Annotated in this window: 17 protein-coding genes and 1 riboswitch; of the genes, 9 read left to right on the forward strand and 8 right to left on the reverse strand. The window is 45.9% G+C overall.

Features of this window, described 5'->3' with window-relative positions; genetic code table 11:
• Positions 1-157: 157 nt before the first annotated feature.
• Genes hemG through MSG36_RS21470 form a run of 3 tightly spaced genes read right to left on the reverse strand, consistent with a single transcriptional unit; the run spans position 158 to position 2,811 of the window.
• On the reverse strand, positions 158-685 hold the full coding sequence (gene hemG, locus MSG36_RS21460) for a menaquinone-dependent protoporphyrinogen IX dehydrogenase (RefSeq protein WP_048611256.1): 528 nt from the start codon (positions 683-685) through the stop codon (positions 158-160).
• Positions 686-695: 10 nt separating this feature from the next.
• The gene (locus MSG36_RS21465; protein WP_017077285.1) at positions 696-2,153 is read right to left on the reverse strand and encodes a TrkH family potassium uptake protein; all 1,458 of its coding nucleotides are present in this window, start codon (positions 2,151-2,153) and stop codon (positions 696-698) included.
• A 34-nt stretch (positions 2,154-2,187) separates the two neighbouring features.
• On the reverse strand, positions 2,188-2,811 hold the full coding sequence (locus MSG36_RS21470) for a YigZ family protein (protein ID WP_248369651.1): 624 nt from the start codon (positions 2,809-2,811) through the stop codon (positions 2,188-2,190).
• 227 nt (positions 2,812-3,038) lie between these two features.
• Here MSG36_RS21470 and fadB point away from each other — a divergent pair, with 227 nt between their 5' ends.
• The 3 genes from fadB (at position 3,039) to MSG36_RS21485 (ending at position 7,624) form a co-directional block, all read left to right on the forward strand.
• Positions 3,039-5,210 (forward strand): fatty acid oxidation complex subunit alpha FadB, encoded by a 2,172-nt coding sequence (fadB, locus tag MSG36_RS21475; protein ID WP_248369653.1) that lies wholly within the window; start codon positions 3,039-3,041, stop codon positions 5,208-5,210.
• A 26-nt stretch (positions 5,211-5,236) separates the two neighbouring features.
• Positions 5,237-6,400, forward strand: coding sequence for an acetyl-CoA C-acyltransferase FadA (gene fadA / locus MSG36_RS21480; RefSeq protein ID WP_017058821.1), 1,164 nt, complete (start codon positions 5,237-5,239; stop codon positions 6,398-6,400).
• A gap of 243 nt (positions 6,401-6,643) precedes the next feature.
• Entirely contained in the window at positions 6,644-7,624 is a 981-nt protein-coding gene (locus tag MSG36_RS21485; RefSeq protein WP_019825590.1) for an MDR family oxidoreductase, read from the forward strand.
• A 134-nt stretch (positions 7,625-7,758) separates the two neighbouring features.
• On the opposite strand, the gene MSG36_RS21490 is transcribed toward MSG36_RS21485, so the two are convergent.
• A complete protein-coding gene (locus MSG36_RS21490; protein WP_248369655.1) occupies positions 7,759-8,700 on the reverse strand; it encodes a LysR family transcriptional regulator in 942 nt (313 codons plus the stop codon).
• Positions 8,701-8,856: 156 nt separating this feature from the next.
• The gene (locus MSG36_RS21495; RefSeq protein WP_004736674.1) at positions 8,857-9,042 is read right to left on the reverse strand and encodes a hypothetical protein; all 186 of its coding nucleotides are present in this window, start codon (positions 9,040-9,042) and stop codon (positions 8,857-8,859) included.
• Between the two features lie 149 nt (positions 9,043-9,191).
• Between MSG36_RS21495 and tusA the strand changes: the two genes are divergently transcribed.
• A complete protein-coding gene (gene tusA / locus MSG36_RS21500) occupies positions 9,192-9,443 on the forward strand; it encodes a sulfurtransferase TusA (protein ID WP_004736675.1) in 252 nt (83 codons plus the stop codon).
• An 83-nt stretch (positions 9,444-9,526) separates the two neighbouring features.
• Here tusA and MSG36_RS21505 read toward each other — a convergent pair whose 3' ends face one another.
• Together MSG36_RS21505 and MSG36_RS21510 are read right to left on the reverse strand one after the other, a co-directional pair.
• Positions 9,527-9,781 carry a hypothetical protein gene (locus MSG36_RS21505; RefSeq protein ID WP_017058818.1) on the reverse strand — a complete coding sequence of 85 codons (255 nt, stop codon included), beginning with the start codon at positions 9,779-9,781 and terminating at the stop codon, positions 9,527-9,529.
• Positions 9,782-9,932: 151 nt separating this feature from the next.
• Positions 9,933-10,487 carry a TMEM165/GDT1 family protein gene (locus MSG36_RS21510; RefSeq protein WP_017055491.1) on the reverse strand — a complete coding sequence of 185 codons (555 nt, stop codon included), beginning with the start codon at positions 10,485-10,487 and terminating at the stop codon, positions 9,933-9,935.
• Positions 10,488-10,521: 34 nt separating this feature from the next.
• A riboswitch (yybP-ykoY riboswitch) is annotated at positions 10,522-10,697 on the reverse strand.
• A 210-nt stretch (positions 10,698-10,907) separates the two neighbouring features.
• On the opposite strand from MSG36_RS21510, the gene glyQ reads away from it, so the two are divergent.
• From glyQ to MSG36_RS21530, 4 genes are all read left to right on the forward strand, one after another.
• Positions 10,908-11,822 (forward strand): glycine--tRNA ligase subunit alpha, encoded by a 915-nt coding sequence (gene glyQ / locus MSG36_RS21515; RefSeq protein WP_017632669.1) that lies wholly within the window; start codon positions 10,908-10,910, stop codon positions 11,820-11,822.
• Between the two features lie 2 nt (positions 11,823-11,824).
• On the forward strand, positions 11,825-13,891 hold the full coding sequence (glyS, locus tag MSG36_RS21520; RefSeq protein ID WP_248369657.1) for a glycine--tRNA ligase subunit beta: 2,067 nt from the start codon (positions 11,825-11,827) through the stop codon (positions 13,889-13,891).
• A 202-nt stretch (positions 13,892-14,093) separates the two neighbouring features.
• A complete protein-coding gene (locus MSG36_RS21525) occupies positions 14,094-16,181 on the forward strand; it encodes an alpha-amylase (protein ID WP_248369659.1) in 2,088 nt (695 codons plus the stop codon).
• 254 nt (positions 16,182-16,435) lie between these two features.
• Positions 16,436-17,689, forward strand: coding sequence for a valine--pyruvate transaminase (locus MSG36_RS21530; protein ID WP_061033943.1), 1,254 nt, complete (start codon positions 16,436-16,438; stop codon positions 17,687-17,689).
• Positions 17,690-17,929: 240 nt separating this feature from the next.
• Here the strand turns inward: MSG36_RS21530 and MSG36_RS21535 are convergent, their stop codons facing one another.
• Positions 17,930-18,364: an Hsp20 family protein gene (locus MSG36_RS21535; protein ID WP_009848140.1), complete on the reverse strand. Its 435-nt coding sequence runs from the start codon at positions 18,362-18,364 to the stop codon at positions 17,930-17,932.
• Positions 18,365-18,785: 421 nt separating this feature from the next.
• Between MSG36_RS21535 and MSG36_RS21540 the strand changes: the two genes are divergently transcribed.
• Entirely contained in the window at positions 18,786-19,712 is a 927-nt protein-coding gene (locus MSG36_RS21540; protein WP_048611242.1) for a patatin family protein, read from the forward strand.
• Positions 19,713-19,762 lie beyond the last annotated feature (50 nt).

Genomic DNA, 19,762 nt, shown 5'->3' on the forward strand with positions numbered 1-19,762 from the left:
ACTGATTCGTTTTAATTTCTTACGAAGCCATCCCGTGTCAGCGAGGTGGCATTATAGAGATTTCGATCACACTGGCAAGCCCTTTTTGAAGTTTTTCTCGTTTTTTTATTCGTTCGATTAAAAAGAACTCAAAACGCCTCAAAAGTAGGCTTTTCTCTTACATCTCTTGCAGTTTCTTAGAGAATAAAGAGACTTTTTCCCAGTTTGTGTACTCAACTTCCTTGGTTGTATCCGTTTCTCCACCTGTCATATTCATAATGAAGCGAATCATGGTTTTATCGAACCAGTTATAACGTGGGTAATAGAGAGCCCCCGCGAATACACCAATCAAAGTTGGCTGCCACGGTGACTTAAGAAGAAACTTCTTAATATAAGCGCTACCTTCAGGAGTATCTTTACCTTGGTCTTCTTTGCGAGCCGTTAAGTTAACACAGAAGAAAGCGACCTTATTTGATTGCAGCTGAGCAAGGTTGGCATCAATGAACTGATATAGCTTCTTATTGAGGTGGCCATAACGAATCGATGCACCAATCAAAACTCTGTCGTATTGAGCAAAGTCGACACTAGTAATAGTGTGCAGATCTTGAAGCTCACATTCGAACTCATTCATTTCTTCTTTTATATAGTTCAAGATTTTCTTGGTCTGCCCTTCACGGCTTGAATACAAAAATAGAGCTTTTGCCACAATGTTGTCCTTAGCTACGCCAAAACGTAGGGGTCAATAAAATTAATAAGGTGAATATCTCTAAACGACCAAACAGCATAGATACGATCAACACCCACTTAGCCTTGTCATTCACATCGCCGAAATGCATTGCCACTTCACCTAAGCCCGGGCCAAGGTTATTCAATGTTGCCGCTACGGCAGAGAAAGCACTCAGCTCATCCATACCGGTTGCAATAAGAGCCAACATACAAACCACAAAAACCAAGGCATATGCAGAGAAGAAGCCCCAAACCGCATCCACGACACGTTGTGGTAACGCAGAACCACCAACCTTGATGGTATAGACAGCACGCGGGTGAACAAGACGCTTCATTTCACGAGCACCTTGCAGAGTAAGCAGTAAGATTCGAATGACTTTCATACCACCGCCCGTTGAACCTGCACAGCCCCCTATAAAAGAAGAGAACAGGAGCAGAACAGGTAAGAACAATGGCCACTCGGAGAAACCGGTGGTGGTAAAGCCTGCTGTCGTAGATATAGATACTGTTTGGAACAAGGCTTGATCAAAGGCATCGTAATACGAGTCATAAGAGTGGTGATTAAGCAGTAATAAGAAACAAACCAAGAACAAGACCGCCTGAATAAAGATAAAGGCGCGGAATTCAGGATCTTTCCAGTAATACTTAGGATGCACACCACCAGAAGCAAACGCAGCAAAGTGAAGCGAATAGTTACATGCGGATATAAGAAGGAACACGACTGTAATCATGTTGATCGCAGGGCTATTGAAATACCCCATGCTCGCATCGTGAGTCGAGAAGCCACCAATCGCAATAGTAGAGAAGCTATGACTGATGGCATCAAAGAAGCTCATCCCAGCAAGCCAAAAAGCTACTGCACAAGCAATGGTTAAGCTCAGGTAGATGTACCAAAGCGCTTTTGCCGTTTCAGCAATACGCGGAGTCATCTTGCTATCTTTTACCGGACCCGGGATTTCAGCACGATATAGCTGCATACCACCGATACCCAGAACAGGGAGGATGGCTACCGCTAATACGATGATACCCATACCACCGAACCATTGTAGGAACTGACGGTAAAACAGAATCGCCTTAGGCAGATCATCAAGGCCAACAATCACAGTCGCGCCGGTGGTAGTTAATGCAGAGAAGGATTCGAAGAAAGCATCGGTTACCGACACATTGGGGTTATCGGCGATCAAAAACGGCAGCGCACCCGCACTACCGATTACCGTCCAAAACAGAACAACAATCAAAAAGCCATCACGCGCTTTCAATTCATGCTTATAACGTCGGTTTGGAAACCAGCAAGTTGCTCCACAGAATAAGAGGACGAAGAAGGTCGTCACAAATGGCACACCCGCACCATCTCGATAGATCAGTGCGACGAGCGCAGGAGCAAGCATTGATACACTAAAAAGTGCTAATAATAATCCGACGATTCGAATAATTGAGCGAAATTGCATGAGCTATTGAACGAAGCGAAATGCTTCACACTTCCTAGTTGTCTTTGACTTTCGTTACCAGTGCCTTAGCACCGCTTTTATTGATCATGGTTTGGGTAAACGAATCTACCTGAAGGAGCTCTATTTCAATAATAAGCTCAACTTGAACACCATAATCCGCTTGGACCTCAACAGCCTGATGCTGAGCCATGATGGATTGTGCGATCGGCACAAAGCCATAGTCTAACTCTAGCCGTAATTTTGTGGTTATTTTTTTCTCGATAGTTTGAAGCAGCTTGAGAGCTTGTTGTACGCCACCACCATAAGCCTTAACCAAACCACCTGTACCAAGCTTGATTCCGCCAGAATAACGAGTGACTACAGCCGCTAACTCGCCAACACCAGAACCAGACAGTTGCGCCAAGATAGGCTTACCCGCTGTACCTGAGGGTTCACCATCATCACTGAAACCCCAAAGCATTGAGTCTTCAGGTCGACCAGCAACAAAACCCCAACAGTTATGTCGCGCTGAAGAATGCTCTTTTTTCACCTGTTCTACGAACTGTTTTGCAGCTTCTACACTTGGAGTATGAGCAAGATGCGTAATAAAGACGCTCTTTTTTATCTCTTCTTCAAACAGAGCCGACGCAGAAGGTATTAAATAAGGCTGTTCATTCATATCGTTAACTTAGTTAATAAGAGCGACGAAGTGTATCACGCGTGAATAATAAGGGTTAGAGGATCTGTGCCATCGCACAATGTTAAACAATTGTTTAAAAAATGTATTGAAATTAATCAAGCAGAGGTACAGACTAAGATAACTGGTCTTACCAGGTATTCTACAATAATAGAAAGATAACAAGATTCTCTCAAACAATCGTGGATTGTATGTCATGGAGATAGACAATGATTTACCAAGCTAACACCCTACAGGTAAAGGAATTACAAGATGGTATTGCGGAATTAAGCTTCTGTGCACCAGCCTCTGTAAACAAACTCGACCTTGCTACTTTAGAATCACTAGACAAAGCGTTAGATGCTCTTAATGCTCACGCAGGATTACGTGGTTTAATCTTAACTTCAAACAAAGACGCGTTCATTGTAGGCGCAGACATCACTGAATTTCTTGGCCTATTTGCTAAGCCAGAAGCAGAACTTGATGAATGGTTAAGATTCGCTAATTCAATCTTCAGCAAGCTCGAAGACATTCCTGTCCCAACTCTTTCAATGATGCGTGGCCATGCCCTTGGCGGCGGCTGTGAATGTGTACTCGCTACTGATTTCCGTATCGGTGACAAGACCACCAGCATTGGCCTACCTGAAACCAAACTTGGCATCATGCCTGGTTTTGGTGGTTGTGTGCGCCTACCTCGTGTTATCGGTGCTGACAGCGCAATGGAAATTATCACGCAAGGCAAAGCATGCCGTGCAGATGAAGCGCTTAAAGTTGGCTTGTTAGATGCGATTGTTGAAACAGACCAGTTACTAGAGTCGGCAATCAACACCGTTTCTCTGGCTGCTAATGAAAAATTAGACTGGCAATTACGCCGCAAACAAAAAACATCAGCATTATCGCTAAGCAAACTCGAAGCGATGATGAGCTTTACCATGGCTAAAGGCTTAGTTGCTCAAAAAGCAGGGCCTCACTACCCAGCTCCGATTACTTCTGTGATTGCAATTGAAGAAGCAGCACGTAGCGATCGCGATGCAGCACTCGACATCGAACGTAAACACTTCGTTAAGCTAGCAAAATCTGAAGAAGCGAAAGCTCTGGTTGGCCTGTTCTTAAATGACCAATACATTAAAGGCTTAGCAAAACAGGCTGGTAAATCTGCCAACAAAGCGACTGAACGTGCTGCAGTACTTGGTGCTGGCATCATGGGCGGCGGTATTGCTTACCAGTCTGCATTGAAGGGCGTGCCAGTGATGATGAAAGACATCGCACAGGCGTCTCTTGATCTTGGTATGAACGAAGCTTCTAAGCTGTTGAATAAACGCTTATCACGCGGTCGCCTAGATGGATTCAAGATGGCAGGCATTTTGTCTTCTATTACTCCAAGTCTGCATTATGCAGGTGTTGAGCAATCAGATGTGATTGTGGAAGCCGTTGTAGAAAACCCTAAAGTAAAAGCAGCAGTGCTGAGTGAAGTGGAAGGTCTCGTGGGTGAAGACACAGTTCTTACATCAAACACCTCAACAATTCCGATCAACCTGTTAGCGAAATCTCTAAAACGCCCAGAAAACTTCTGTGGCATGCACTTCTTTAACCCAGTGCACCGTATGCCTTTGGTTGAGATCATCCGTGGCGAGCATACTTCAGAAGAAACCATTAATCGCGTAGTCGCTTACGCAGCGAAGATGGGCAAATCCCCTATCGTTGTTAACGACTGCCCAGGCTTCTTCGTTAACCGTGTACTTTTCCCTTACTTTGGCGGTTTCAGCATGTTGCTACGTGACGGCGCTGACTTCACCAAGATCGATAAAGTGATGGAGCGTAAGTTCGGTTGGCCCATGGGCCCAGCATACTTACTAGACGTTGTGGGTCTAGATACAGCACACCACGCACAAGCAGTAATGGCGCAAGGTTTCCCTGAGCGTATGGGTAAAGAAGGTCGTGATGCGATTGACGCGCTTTATGTTGCTGAAAAATACGGCCAGAAGAACGGCAGCGGTTTCTACACATACAGCGTAGACAAACGCGGTCGTCCTAAGAAGACCTTCTCTGAAGACATTCTTCCTATCTTGGCTGACGTATGCCAACAGCCACAAGACTTTGATGACCAGACCATTATCCAACGTGTGATGATTCCAATGATCAACGAAGTAGTACTTTGTCTAGAAGAAGGCATCATCGCGACACCGCAAGAAGCGGATATGGCACTGGTTTACGGTTTAGGCTTCCCTCCATTCCGAGGCGGCGTATTCCGCTACTTAGACAGTGTGGGTATTGGTAACTTCGTTGAAATGGCGAAAGGCTACCAAGACTTAGGTGCAATGTACCAAGTTCCTCAACTATTGCTTGATATGGCAGCGAAGGGCGAAAGCTTTTACGACAGCCAACAAGCCAGTTCTCTGTAACCCACATTTGGAAAAGGAATAGCAAAATGAAAAATGTAGTTGTTGTTGATTGCCTTCGTACCCCAATGGGACGTTCCAAAGGTGGAGCTTTCCGTCACACTCGTGCTGAAGATCTGTCTGCACATTTGATGAAAGGCATTTTAGAGCGCAACCCAGAAGTAAACCCTGTCGAAATTGAAGACATTTACTGGGGCTGTGTACAACAAACACTAGAGCAAGGCTTCAACGTTGCCCGTAACGCAGCTTTACTTGCTGGTCTACCGATTGAGATTGGTGCGGTGACGGTCAACCGTTTATGTGGTTCATCTATGCAAGCTCTGCATGATGCAACCCGCTCTATCATGGTGGGTGATGCTGAAATCTGCCTGATTGGTGGTGTGGAGCACATGGGCCACGTACCAATGAACCATGGTGTTGATTTTCACCCTGGCATGTCAAAACACGTAGCAAAAGCGGCCGGCATGATGGGTCTAACCGCTGAGATGTTAGGTAAAATGCATGGTATTAGCCGTGAAGACCAAGATGCATTCGCAGCTCGCTCACATGCTCGCGCTCAAGCAGCAACAGTTGAAGGTCGTTTCAAAAATGAAATCCTGCCAACAGAAGCTCACGCAGCAGACGGTTCACTGTTCACTCTGGATTACGATGAAGTCATTCGCCCAGAAACTACGGTTGAAGGCTTATCCCAGCTTCGCCCGGTATTTGACCCAGCAAACGGCACGGTAACAGCAGGTACTTCATCAGCTCTGTCTGATGGCGCTTCTGCAATGCTTATCATGAGCGAAGAGAAAGCCAACGCACTTGGCCTGAAGATTCGCGCTCGCGTGAAGTCGATGGCTATCGCTGGCTGCGATCCTTCAATCATGGGTTACGGCCCAGTACCAGCAACCCAAAAAGCACTTAAGCGTGCAGGCCTAACCATTGAAGACATGGGTGTGATTGAGCTAAACGAAGCGTTTGCTGCTCAATCTCTACCTTGTGCTAAAGACTTAGGTCTACTGGATGTTGTTGACGAGAAAGTAAACCTTAACGGCGGTGCGATTGCTCTGGGTCACCCACTAGGCTGTTCTGGTTCTCGTATCTCGACGACGCTAATCAACCTGATGGAAGCCCAAGACGTGAAATACGGCTTGGCGACCATGTGTATTGGTTTAGGCCAAGGTATTGCAACGGTATTTGAACGCCCATAGCGTTTACTGACTGTAATACTTGAAGGGTAATCTTTTGTGCAGCTATATTTATATAGCTGCACTTTTTATTACTTGGCATCCAACAATGCATCGATTGCGTTCAGCGGACTCAACGAGAGAAAAAACCAACCCTGACATCTATGCACAAAACGCATATATTCAATGTTGATGTTTCATTATTTTTTCTCGGATGATTCAACTAAAGTTACTTCAGTTTCCTAATATTCCTCCACGGAGCAGATCATGTTTAAAGCACTTGTACTAAACCAAGAAGACAAAAAAACTATCGCGTCAGTTTCTCAAATTGAAGAGTCTCAATTACCAGAAGGTAACGTGAAGATTGATGTTAGCTACTCTTCTTTGAACTACAAAGATGGTTTGGCGATTACAGGCAAAGGGCGCATTGTTCGTAACTTCCCTATGGTTCCTGGTATCGACCTTTCAGGTGTGGTTTCACAATCAGATGACCCACGCTACAAAGCAGGCGACGAAGTTGTTCTAACGGGTTGGGGTGTTGGTGAAGGTCACTGGGGCGGCATGGCTGAAAAAGCGAGCCTAAACGGTGATTGGTTAGTGCCAATGCCTGCAGGTCTAGACGCTAAAAAGGTAATGGCAATCGGTACAGCAGGCTTCACAGCAATGCTTTGTGTGCAAGCTATCGTAGATGCAGGCATCAAACCAGAAGACGGTGAAATCCTAGTAACAGGTGCAAGTGGTGGCGTAGGTAGCGTATCTATTACTCTACTAAACCAACTGGGCTACAAAGTAGCAGCAGTGACTGGCCGTGCTTCTGTAAACGGTGAACTACTTAAATCACTAGGCGCGACACGTATTGTAGAGCGTGCTGAACTAGAAGAACCAGCTAAGCCACTAGAGAAACAACTGTGGGCTGGCGCTATCGATACTGTAGGCAGCAAAGTGCTTGCGAAAGTATTGGCGCAAATTGATTACAACGGTGCGGTTGCAATGTGTGGTCTAGCAGGCGGTTTTGACTTACCAACTACAGTAATGCCATTCATTCTGCGTAACGTTCGCCTACAAGGTGTTGATTCTGTAATGTGCCCTCGTGAAAAACGTATTAAAGCGTGGGAACAACTGGCGGAGCTACTACCAGAATCTTTCTACGCTCAAGCAACCAAAGAAGTGTCTTTAGACGGTGCAATTCAAGCAGCAGAAGACATCACTAACGGTCAAATCACAGGTCGCGTAGTCATTAAACTATAGATTCTCAAACATAAAGTTATCAAACCTTAAGCAACAGCTTTAGGCTTGGATAACCCAAAACAACAAAGGGCTGATTTTTATCAGCCCTTTTGCGTTTTTGTCATTCGGGTCAGTGAACCCAGGCTCACTCCTAGTTAACCCAAACCGACATCCGCAATCCGTTTTTGAATCAACTCACCACACTCTTCTTTTACCACTCTTCTTAACCACAGTTGTGAAGCAGAAGAATCACATCGCGAGTGCCAGATCAGTGAGTAATCAAACGGCATAAATTCAAATGGTAATGGCTTGACGACTAAGTCATAACGCTCAGCGACCAAATAAGCCAAATCAGCAGGTACAGTAATCACCAACGGCATTCTATCGACAATCGCCAATGCGGCTTCAAGGTGATAAGCACGCAACACCATTTTGCGAGGCTGTTGATTGGCTAACGCGTTGTCTAATAAAGCCTTAACACCATCACTGATCGCAATCATCGCATGCGGGAGTGAAACATAGTCTTCAAGGCTTAAAGGTTGATCCGCCAACGGGTGGTTTTTAGATAACAGACACGACACACCAACCGGCCCCAAGACTTCTTGATGAAGTGGTGCAATGCTGCCACTCGGACGACAGATCGCCATATCAACACGTTCGGTACTGAGTTGCTTAAACAAGTGCTCATGCTGCAACGGAGCAAACTCCAAAGAGATATTGGGTGCTTGTTCATAAATCTTAGGCAACGCATAAGGCAAGATGGTTTGCATCGCATAATCGGTGGTAGCGATCAGAAAACGTTCGCTGCAATAGTAAGGGTCAAAGTCACTCGGACTCAGCAATTGGCGAAAAGACTCCAAAGGCTGATCAATACGCTGACTGATCTCGAGTGCTTTCTTGGTAGGAATAAGGTGCTGACCTTGACGTGTAAACAACGGATCGTTTAGTAATTCTCTTAAACGCCCTAATACTCGACTGGTTGCGGATTGGCTTAAGTTAAGACGAAGCGCGGCCTGGCTTACGCTGCCCTCTTCAATCAATACCTTTAAAGCGACCAATAAATTAAGGTCTCTACGATAGATGTCTTCTAATTCCACGCCACTTACCTAGCTGTATACGATTGCCATTAGTCACTAAGTTGTTTATAGCATGCTTTAGATAAAAAAAATCCCGCAATTACGCGGGGAAGCCCAAGAAAATTTGGGGATAGTGTCGGAATGTTGTCGTATCGGAATTCGCTTGCTGTATTCGGGTTAGTGCTCTTGCTCTTCGGCTATGCCTTGCCAACGGCGCATCTCTACCCAAATACCAATGATCGTTGCTACTATGCCAAAAATAGGCATCAGTGAGGTCTCCGTCGATGAGCGTAGTACTAACGCACAAAAAGAAATAAAACAGAGAACCGAATAAATTGTTAATCTATCTAATCCTGTCAACATCGCCACTCCTTAGCTAGTTGCCTTTGTTTCAAGTTGTTATCAACTTGTTAACTAAGTTATAGGAAATGATTCTGTTTGCCAAGCACTTATTGCATATTTTTTCTGCAGACGTATTATTCACTCGTTAGATAGATATAGAGATACAAACCATGACATTCAAACCTGAACTGGCAACCCATACTTTAGAAGCTGAAGGCCTGCGTTGCCCGGAACCAGTAATGATGGTCAGGAAGACAATTAGAAACATGCAGGATGGCGATGTGTTACTGGTAAAAGCTGACGATCCTTCGACAACTCGAGATATTCCGAGCTTTTGTCGATTCATGGATCACCAGTTGGTAGGCCAAGCGACAGAAACGTTGCCTTACCAGTATTTGATCAGAAAAGGATTGGAGGCGTAACGCCCCACCGACTATCAAGTATCAAAAAAGCCGCTCGTACCTTATGTTCTTAGACAGAACTCAGAGTACGAGCGGCTTTTTGTTTATTCGCTTCTAGACTTGTTTTGCAGATGCTCGAGCTGATGCTGAATTTCTCGGATATCTTTGCGCATCGGAATAATATGCGCGACCCGAATCCAAGCTTCTACTGCAAGCGCAGTCATGATGATGGCACCCGCGACCATTGGCAGCCACATGTCCGTCAACACCATGCCTAATAGTGTAAGTGCAAGACCAAAGGTAAAAAGATAACTTTGGCTTTGTGGAGTAATACCCATATAACGCGTCAACATAATCATGCCCTCGTGTTCTTAACTCACAAGATTAAAATATCATGACAAGTATGACAGTTATATGTCCATTCGCTCGATAAACCCCACAATACTGTAAGAGTATGACCTACAACACATTACTCTACTGATTGAGTATAATAAGACTCAATACCACCTGTTAATAGAAAGCCGCAGCGATAGCTAAACCCACGAATAACAAGGCTGTGATCTTACGAATCAGATCAAGAGGCATCTTATCCGCAGACAGTTTACCGATGATCACCACAGGCACATTCGCCAGCAACATACCGATCGTAGTACCCAGAATCACCCAGGTTAATGCATCAGAATATTGAGCCCCTAGAATAGAGGTCGCAATCTGGGTTTTATCACCGATCTCAGCAATGAAGAAGGCGATGAAACTGGCGACAAACGGGCCTCGATTCGAGATCTGCTCATCGTCATCCAACTTATCCGGAATCAGAATCCAACCCGCCATCGCGATGAAACTGACCACCAGCACCCACTTTAATACTTCAGGTGAAAGATAGTCGGCGACCACAACCCCGAGCCATGCAGCAAGGGCATGATTGGCAATGGTGGCAAAGAAGATAGCCGCAATGATAGGTATCGGTTTTCGATATCGACTGGCTAATAAAAGGGACAGCAACTGGGTCTTATCACCGATCTCGGCTAAGGCGACAGTTGTAATTGAAATTGCTAAAACGCTCACGACATGCTCATTTGGGATGGAGATTATTATATTTAACCAAAGACAAACCTCGCGCCCCATCCCGGTTCACGATGCTTGTCTAAGGTCTTGCTAAGCGCCACCAAGGTGGTGGTTGCCTCGAACGCCATGATGATTTTGCATCAATTATGTTGACGAACGAACTCATTCAATAGGATATGAATAAGTAAGCTACTCCCCAAAGACCGCGAGATTTTAATCACCCACGCTTTCAAACACAAGTGTCAAACTTATCAAAATATCCACTTGTGCCGAAAAACAAACATTAAAGGCAAAAAAATCCACTAAACGACATTTTAGACCACTAATTAAACAAGATTACCCCTACTCGCTTTACGAATATCTCGGTATACTCAGAGGTTATTTTTCTCATTCATTTAAAAGAATCGCGCGAACCTGACTATGCAAAAATACGATATCAAAACCTTCCAGGGAATGATCCTCGCGCTGCAGGATTACTGGGCTCAAAACGGTTGTACCATTGTTCAACCTCTAGATATGGAAGTAGGTGCAGGCACCTCTCACCCAATGACATGTCTACGAGCACTTGGCCCAGAGCCAATGTCTACAGCTTACGTTCAACCTTCTCGTCGTCCGACCGATGGCCGTTACGGTGAAAACCCTAACCGTCTGCAGCACTACTACCAATTCCAAGTAGCGCTAAAACCATCGCCAGACAATATCCAAGAGTTGTACCTAGGCTCCCTAGAGGTTCTTGGTGTTGACCCACTTGTTCACGACATTCGCTTCGTTGAAGATAACTGGGAAAACCCAACACTAGGCGCATGGGGCCTTGGTTGGGAAGTATGGCTAAACGGCATGGAAGTAACTCAGTTTACTTACTTCCAACAAGTTGGCGGCCTTGAGTGTAAGCCAGTAACTGGCGAGATCACTTACGGTATCGAACGTCTAGCAATGTACATCCAGGAAGTAGATTCTGTTTACGACCTAGTTTGGAACGTAGCACCAGACGGTTCTAACGTGACTTACGGTGACATCTTCCACCAAAACGAAGTTGAGCAATCAACGTACAACTTCGAGCACGCAGACGTAGATTTCCTATTCACTTTCTTCGACCAGTGCGAGAAAGAGTGTAAAGAGCTACTTGAGCTTGAGAAGCCACTGCCGCTTCCAGCTTACGAGCGCATTCTAAAAGCAGGTCACGCATTCAACATCCTTGATGCACGCAAAGCTATCTCTGTAACAGAGCGTCAACGTTACATCCTTCGTATCCGCAACCTGACTAAATCAGTTGCTGAGGCGTACTACGCGTCACGTGAAGCGCTTGGCTTCCCAATGTGTAAGAAGGACAAATAATCATGGCGAAGAATTTTCTAATTGAACTAGGTACCGAAGAGCTTCCACCAACAGCACTTCGTTCTCTAGCAGAAGCATTTGCTTCTAACTTTGAATCGGGTCTTAAAACGGCTGAACTTTCTCACGAAGGCATCAAGTGGTACGCAGCGCCTCGTCGTCTAGCACTTAAAGTAACTGCACTGGCTGAAGGCCAAGCGGACAAAGTGGTTGAGAAACGTGGTCCTGCTGTTTCTGTGGCATTCGATGCTGAAGGCAACGCGACCAAAGCGGCACAAGGCTGGGCTCGTGGTAACGGTATTACTGTTGAGCAAGCTGACCGCCTGAAAACAGACAAAGGCGAGTGGCTTCTTTTCAAACAAGAAGTGGCTGGCAAACCTGTTCAAGAATTGGTGATGGACATCGCTGCGAAAGCACTAGCTGGCCTACCAATCCCTAAAGCAATGCGCTGGGGTAACTCAGACATTCAATTTATCCGTCCAGTGAAAACACTGACAGTACTACTAGGTGATGAGCTTGTTGAAGGCGAAATCCTAGGCGTAGCATCTGCTCGTACTATCCGTGGCCACCGTTTCATGGGCGAACAAGAGTTCACAATCGATTCTGCTGACCAATACCCTGCGATCCTAGAAGAGCGCGGTAAAGTAATGGCGGATTACGAAGCGCGTAAAGCAATCATCCTTGCTGACTCTCAAAAAGCGGCAGCAGCGGTTGGCGGTAAAGCTGACCTAGAAGATGACCTTGTTGAAGAAGTAACGTCTCTGGTTGAATGGCCGGTAGTACTTACAGCGAAGTTCGAAGAAGAATTCCTAAAAGTCCCTTCTGAAGCGTTGGTTTACACCATGAAAGGTGACCAAAAGTACTTCCCTGTTTACGATGAAAACAAGAAGCTACTTCCTAACTTTATCTTCGTATCAAACATCGAGTCTAAAGAGCCTCGTCACGTTATCGAAGGTAACGAGAAAGTTGTACGTCCACGTCTTGCTGATGCTGAGTTCTTCTTCAACACAGACCGTAAGCGCCCGCTGATCGACCGTCTTCCAGAGCTAGACCAAGCTATCTTCCAGAAGCAGCTTGGTACTATCAAAGACAAAACAGACCGCATCACAGAACTTGCTGGCTACATCGCTGAGCAAATCGATGCTGACGTTGAGAAATCTAAGCGCGCAGGCCTACTGGCTAAGTGTGACCTAATGACATCTATGGTATTCGAATTCACGGATACACAAGGTGTAATGGGCATGCACTACGCGACTCACGATGGTGAAGACGAGCAAGTTGCACTAGCACTTTACGAGCAGTACATGCCTCGTTTCGCTGGTGACGACCTACCAAGCACGGGTATCTCTTCAGCAGTTGCAATGGCAGACAAGCTAGACACTATCGTAGGTATCTTCGGTATTGGCCAAGCACCAAAAGGTTCTGACCCATTCGCACTACGTCGTGCATCACTAGGTGTGCTACGTATCATCGTTGAAAACGGCTACAACCTAGACCTAACGGATCTGATCGGTAAAGCGAAAGAACTACTAGGCGACAAGCTAACCAACGACAACGTAGAAGCTGACGTTATCGACTTCATGCTAGGTCGTTTCCGCGCATGGTACCAAGATGCTGGTTTCAGCGTTGATATCATCCAAGCGGTACTAGCACGTCGTCCAACTAAGCCAGCTGACTTTGACCAACGTGTTAAAGCGGTTTCTCACTTCCGTGAACTGGAAGCAGCAGAAGCACTAGCAGCAGCGAACAAGCGTGTAGGTAACATCCTTGCGAAATTCGATGGCGAGCTACCTGCTGAAATCGATCTAGCTCTTCTTCAAGAAGACGCAGAGAAAGCACTGGCTGAAAACGTTGAAGTAATGACAGAAGCACTAGAACCAGCATTCGCAACAGGCAACTACCAAGAAGCCCTAAGCAAGCTGGCTGATCTGCGTGAGCCAGTAGATGCATTCTTCGATAACGTAATGGTGATGGCTGATGACGAAGCGCTTAAGAAGAACCGTCTAACGCTACTTAACAACCTACGTAACCTGTTCCTACAGATTGCTGACATCTCTCTACTGCAAAAATAAGCACAAGTGAGACAGTTACTCTAAGTCATACTCTGAGTAATTAACGGTAAACACCCAAAGGGAAGCGAAAGCTTCCCTTTTTGTTTTTGTGAACCAAGCATTTGTTTGTAGAGGTCTTATTGATTAACTGAATGAAATAGCACTCAGACTGTAGAGGGCATTGTTTGCTATAACTGACCTGTTTATTCAGGGGAAGGGAACAATGAAAAAAACAGTACTCGCGCTTTCAATGCTCGCACTCAGCGCATGCAGCCAAACCAATGACAACAACCTATTACTGACGATTGATAACGACACTGTCGTATTCGAATCATCCGGTAAAGGCACCGTGATTGCAGAACAGGAACTCGCGAAAGGTAGCTATACCTTCTCTATCAGCGATACTCAAAATACCTGTGGCACCAACTATGCGCTGGCCGAAGAGAGTCGCATCAAATTCAATAAACCCCTTCGCCTAGACGACTGTGCCGAGAAATCTGAGATCGCCATAAAAGTCTTTCGCGCTAACACTTATCAATTCACGCTCAACCCACAGACCAATGAACTCACGGTTCAGATAAAGCCGAAGCAACAACAAGTTCAAAGCTTTGCCTGTCCTGTACCCAGTGACCAACCAACCACCATCGATGTTACTCAAACCTTTGATGATGGCACCGTGGTAAGAGACGCTCTTTCAGGCAAACAAGTCACAGTAACGAATGGCAGCGTCACCATGCAGCCTGAAGAAAACAGCCAAGGTGTTCTGCTACTAGAGAAAGTAGAACCAGAAACCAAAGCTGACTTTAGTTGGGATAACGCCACGGTTTACTTCGTAATGACCGACCGTTTCCATAATGGTAATCCTGATAACGACAACAGTTACGGTCGCAGCCAAGATGGACAAGACGAAATCGGCACCTTCCACGGTGGTGACTTGGCAGGCCTAACCGAAAAACTCGATTACATAGAATCACTCGGTGCCAATGCTATCTGGATAACGTCTCCGTTAGAGCAAATCCACGGCTGGGTTGGCGGCGGTGACCGAGGTGACTTCAAACACTACGGCTACCACGGCTACTACCATCAAGACTGGACCAAGCTCGATGACAACATGGGCACCGAAGACGAGCTTAAAACCTTCATCGATACCGCGCACAGCAAAGGTATTCGCATTGTTTGGGATGTGGTAATGAACCACACCGGCTATGCGACGCTTGCCGACATGCAAGAGTTTGATTTTGGTAAGCTCAACCTAACTGATGAAGAAGCCAAACAAACACTTGGCGAAAACTGGACAGATTGGCAACCCGCTAAAGGTCAGAACTGGCACTACTTCAACAACTACATCTCTTACAGCGACAAAGAGGCGTGGGAAAAATGGTGGGGCAAAGCTTGGCTACGCAGCGATATCGGCGCTTACGACTCTCCGGGCTACAATAACCTCACCATGTCTTTGGCGCACCTGCCCGATTTCAAAACAGAGTCGACAGAGACAACCGGGCTGCCTAATTTCTATCTCAATAAGTCCACCAGCGCGACCGATCAACTCAAAACACCTCGTGACCATTTAATCACTTGGTTATCGGATTGGGTGCGCGAATATGGCGTCGATGGTTTCAGGGTCGATACCGCTAAACACGTTGAACTCGAAGCATGGGCAGAGCTTAAAGAGAGCACTAACCAAGCGCTTGCAGAATGGAAGCAGAACAACCCAGACAAAGCGTTGGATGACCTACCATTCTGGATGACGGGTGAAGTATGGGCACACAGCGTGGTCAAATCAGATTACTTCGCTAACGGATTTGATTCGATCATCAACTTTGAATTCCAGAGTGATATCGCACCAAAGGCGCTCAAGTGCCTATCCGATCTTGATGCTGATTACCTTCGCTATGCAGAGAAGATCAACAACGACAGCGAGTTCAACGTACTGAGTTACCTTTCGTCTCACGACACCTCGCTATTCTGGACACAACACGGTAGCGACTTTGCGAAACAGACCAAGGCAGCAAACGCATTAATGCTGGCTCCCGGTGCGGTACAGATCTATTACGGCGATGAAATCGCCCGAGACTTTGGCCCAACGGGTTCTGATCCAATGCAAGGCACTCGCTCAGACATGCCTTGGGATCAAATCACTGGCGAACGTGCAGAGCTGCTAGAACACTGGCAAGCGCTTGGCCAATTCCGCCAACGCCACCCAGCGGTAGCCCAAGGTAAGCACATCATCCGTAACAGCAAGGGCTACTATGCGTTCGAACGCCAATACCAAGATGACAAGGTATTAGTCGTTTATACCGGCTCGAACTAAACCTTCATTAACATAAACACCAGAAACTAAAGGGGAAGCTTAGGCTTCTCCTTTTTTTATCGCTAAAGGTACGTTCAATAAGCAAGCTGTCACTCATTAACCAAACTTTATAGAAGTTTTTTACGTGTTAGAGCATTTGGCGCTATGCGTCGCAAAAACATTGCGGTATGTTCAAGGAATACACTGATGGCAGACATAAGGTCTGCCTTAATGACACGTAACAAGCAATCACAATGAATTAGGTAAAATTAGTAATGCAGTTCTCTAAGTTTGGCGAAAAGTTTAATCGATACTCTGGAATCACTCGTTTAATGGATGATTTGAATGATGGCCTGCGCACTCCTGGCGCTATCATGCTCGGTGGTGGCAACCCAGCCGCTATCCCAGCCATGCTCGATTACTTTAACCAAGCCAGTGCCGACATGCTCGCCAGTGGAGAACTCATCGCCGCCCTCGCCAACTACGATGGTCCTCAGGGTAAAGACAGCTTCATCAAATCGTTAGCGGCAATGCTGAAAGAGACCTATGGCTGGGACATCAGCGAGAAGAACATCAGCCTGACTAATGGCAGTCAAAGTGGCTTCTTCTACCTATTCAACCTGCTAGCAGGTCAACAGCCTGACGGTTCACATAAGAAAATCCTACTGCCGATCGCACCGGAATACATCGGCTACGGCGACGCGGGCATTGATGACGATATATTTATCTCTTACCACCCAGAGATCGAGCTGCTAGAAAACCGCCAGTTCAAATACCACGTCGATTTTGAACAACTAAAGGTTGATGACTCAGTAGCGGCTATCTGTGCATCTCGTCCAACCAACCCAACGGGTAACGTACTGACCGACGAAGAAGTACGTAAATTGGATAAACTGGCGCGTGAAAACAACATCCCACTGCTGATCGACAATGCTTACGGCCTGCCGTTTCCAAATATCATCTTTGAAGATGTCGAACCGTTCTGGAATGAAAATACGATTCTGTGCATGAGCCTTTCTAAGCTTGGTTTGCCAGGTGTGCGTTGCGGTATCGTGATTGCGAGTGAAGAAGTAACACAAGCATTGACCAACATGAATGGCATCATCAGCTTAGCGCCAAACAGCGTCGGCCCTGCGATTGCCAACCACATGATTGAAAAAGGCGATTTACTACGCTTGAGCAGTGAGGTGATCAAACCTTTCTACAAAGAAAAATCGCTACGTGCAGTTGAACTGCTACAAGAGGCTATCGATGACCCACGCTTCCGCATTCACAAACCTGAAGGCGCTATCTTCTTATGGCTATGGTTTGATGAGTTGCCGATCACCACAATGGAATTGTACGACCGCCTTAAAGCTCGCGGCGTATTGATTGTTCCGGGTGAATACTTCTTTATCGGTCAAGAAGACGAGTGGGATCATGCTCACCAGTGCTTGCGTATGAACTACGTACAAGACGATGAAGCGATGCAGAAAGGTATTGCTATCATTGCTGAAGAAGTGAAAAAGGCTTACAGCGAAAGCAAATAGAGATTCCCTACTCGGTCGTTCCTCCCTCTATGGAATGACACTGATAGGGCAAACAAAAAGAGCACCTCATTAGGTGCTCTTTCACTTTTACTTCCCGATGATGTTTGTCACTTGAATACCCTAAATAATTGAGGGTTCAGCTAGGCGACTAGAAAATTCAGCCCTATGAGCATAGGGAACCTATGTGATTAGGGGGGATTTACGACGTCAACAACGCTGTAGCTTCAAGTATGACGGGTATTAGCCTTCTAGTAGACTATTACCATTAATAGCAATCTTGCGTGGTTGCATCGCTTCTGGGATTTCGCGTTCTAGGTCGATGTGAAGAAGACCATTTTCCATGCTTGCACCTACCACTTTTACGTAGTCAGCCAGTTGGAATTTACGCTCGAAATCGCGCTCTGCGATACCTTGGTATACGAAGGTTTTCTCTGCTTCAGCTTTACGCTCACCTTTCACAATTAGCATGTTCTCTTTCTGAGTCAGGTCTAATTGGTCATCAGCAAAACCAGCGACTGCCATAGTAATACGGTAGTTGTTCTCGTCTTTTTGCTCGATGTTGTATGGAGGGTAACCGCCAGAAGAGTTCTTCGATGTGTTCGCTTCCATCATGTTGAATAGACGATCGAAGCCGATTGCGTTGCGGTAAAGTGGAGTGAAATCTACAGTTCTCATAATGCTATCCTTTTAGTAAGCAATAGTCTTAGCTGCGAATTTTACTTAGATCGAACCTGTGTGTGATCCAGTAAACAGCTAAGAGATTCAATTCGCATTCCTCGGGTTTCACCTCTATTGGCGACAACGCTGGGACATGGCAATGAATCAATTTTTAAGTTGTGTGCTGCCAAAGCTATCCTCTATTGAGCGATACTTCGTTAGCGGTAATGAAGGTTCTGTTTCTTCTCTTTTGAGCAAGACAGTCATCCTCTTCATAAATAGATATGTGGTGCCACAAAGCGCTTTTCAAGCAGCTTGATTCAACTTTTAGTTAAGAAAAACCAAACGCTGTATAAATATTACTTAATTTTAATTAACCACCATTGGTCATATCCTAATCAGGTTGAATCCTTTTTTATCGCTTTTGGTGGCAATTCTGATGTCTTCTACGCATATTTCTTACGCACTCCACTCCTACGATGCCTTGGCGCACCTAGATATCCACATCGATAAGGTGGCTCTGGTAACGGAAGGCGGCGGCCAGCGCGGAATTTTCACAGCGGGCGTGTTGGATGCCTTTCTCGAACAAGGCTTTAATCCGTTTTCATTGATGATTGGCACATCAGCGGGTTCTCTTAACCTAGCATCCTATATATGCGGCCAACATCGCCATGCTTATCGCGTCATCACAGAAGCAACAGCCAGCCCTGAATTCTTTGATACCTATAAGTTCTTACTGCAAAAGAAAGGATTAGACCTAGATTGGTTACTTGAGCAAACCGAAACAAGCTTGCCGCTCAACTGGCAGTTAGGTCATGACAATATGAAAAGTTGTCAGGTGCTTGCCTGTGCGTCCCACGCGACTCGTCACGAGCCAGCCTATTTTGACTTAGACTCACACGCTTGGCAGGACGCTCTCAAAGCCTCATGTGCCGTTCCCTTTATCAGCCCAAAGGCAATTCAAGCAAATGATGAAGAGTGGCTTGATGGTGGCATTGCTGCTCCGATCCCAGCACAAGAAGCCTATAAGCGGGGTTATAAACATATTGTGGTGATTCGGACAGTACCTATCTCAACGTCTTTTGATCACCGCTGGATGTGCAAATACAGTAAGTTGTTAGGGAAAACAAAAGCTAAAGCGATGATTGAGCTGTTACTCAAACACGAAGCCCATTACCGCGCGACACAAGACTTTCTGAGTAACCCGCCAGAAGACGCCACTATCTATGAGATTCACCCAGACAAAGCGCTGCACTCTACATTGCTGGGAAGTCCACAGCATGCACTTGAACATGACTACGAAGTAGGACTTTTATCCGGAAAGTACTTCCTCGCAACGGCTGGTCGCCATATCGAACAGGCATAAAAAAGCACCGCCTGTGGGCAGTGCTTTATCATTTTGAGTTTCTTTATTAC

This window comes from Vibrio sp. 1CM8B (genome assembly GCF_023161685.1).
GTDB classification, from domain to species: domain Bacteria; phylum Pseudomonadota; class Gammaproteobacteria; order Enterobacterales; family Vibrionaceae; genus Vibrio; species Vibrio coralliirubri.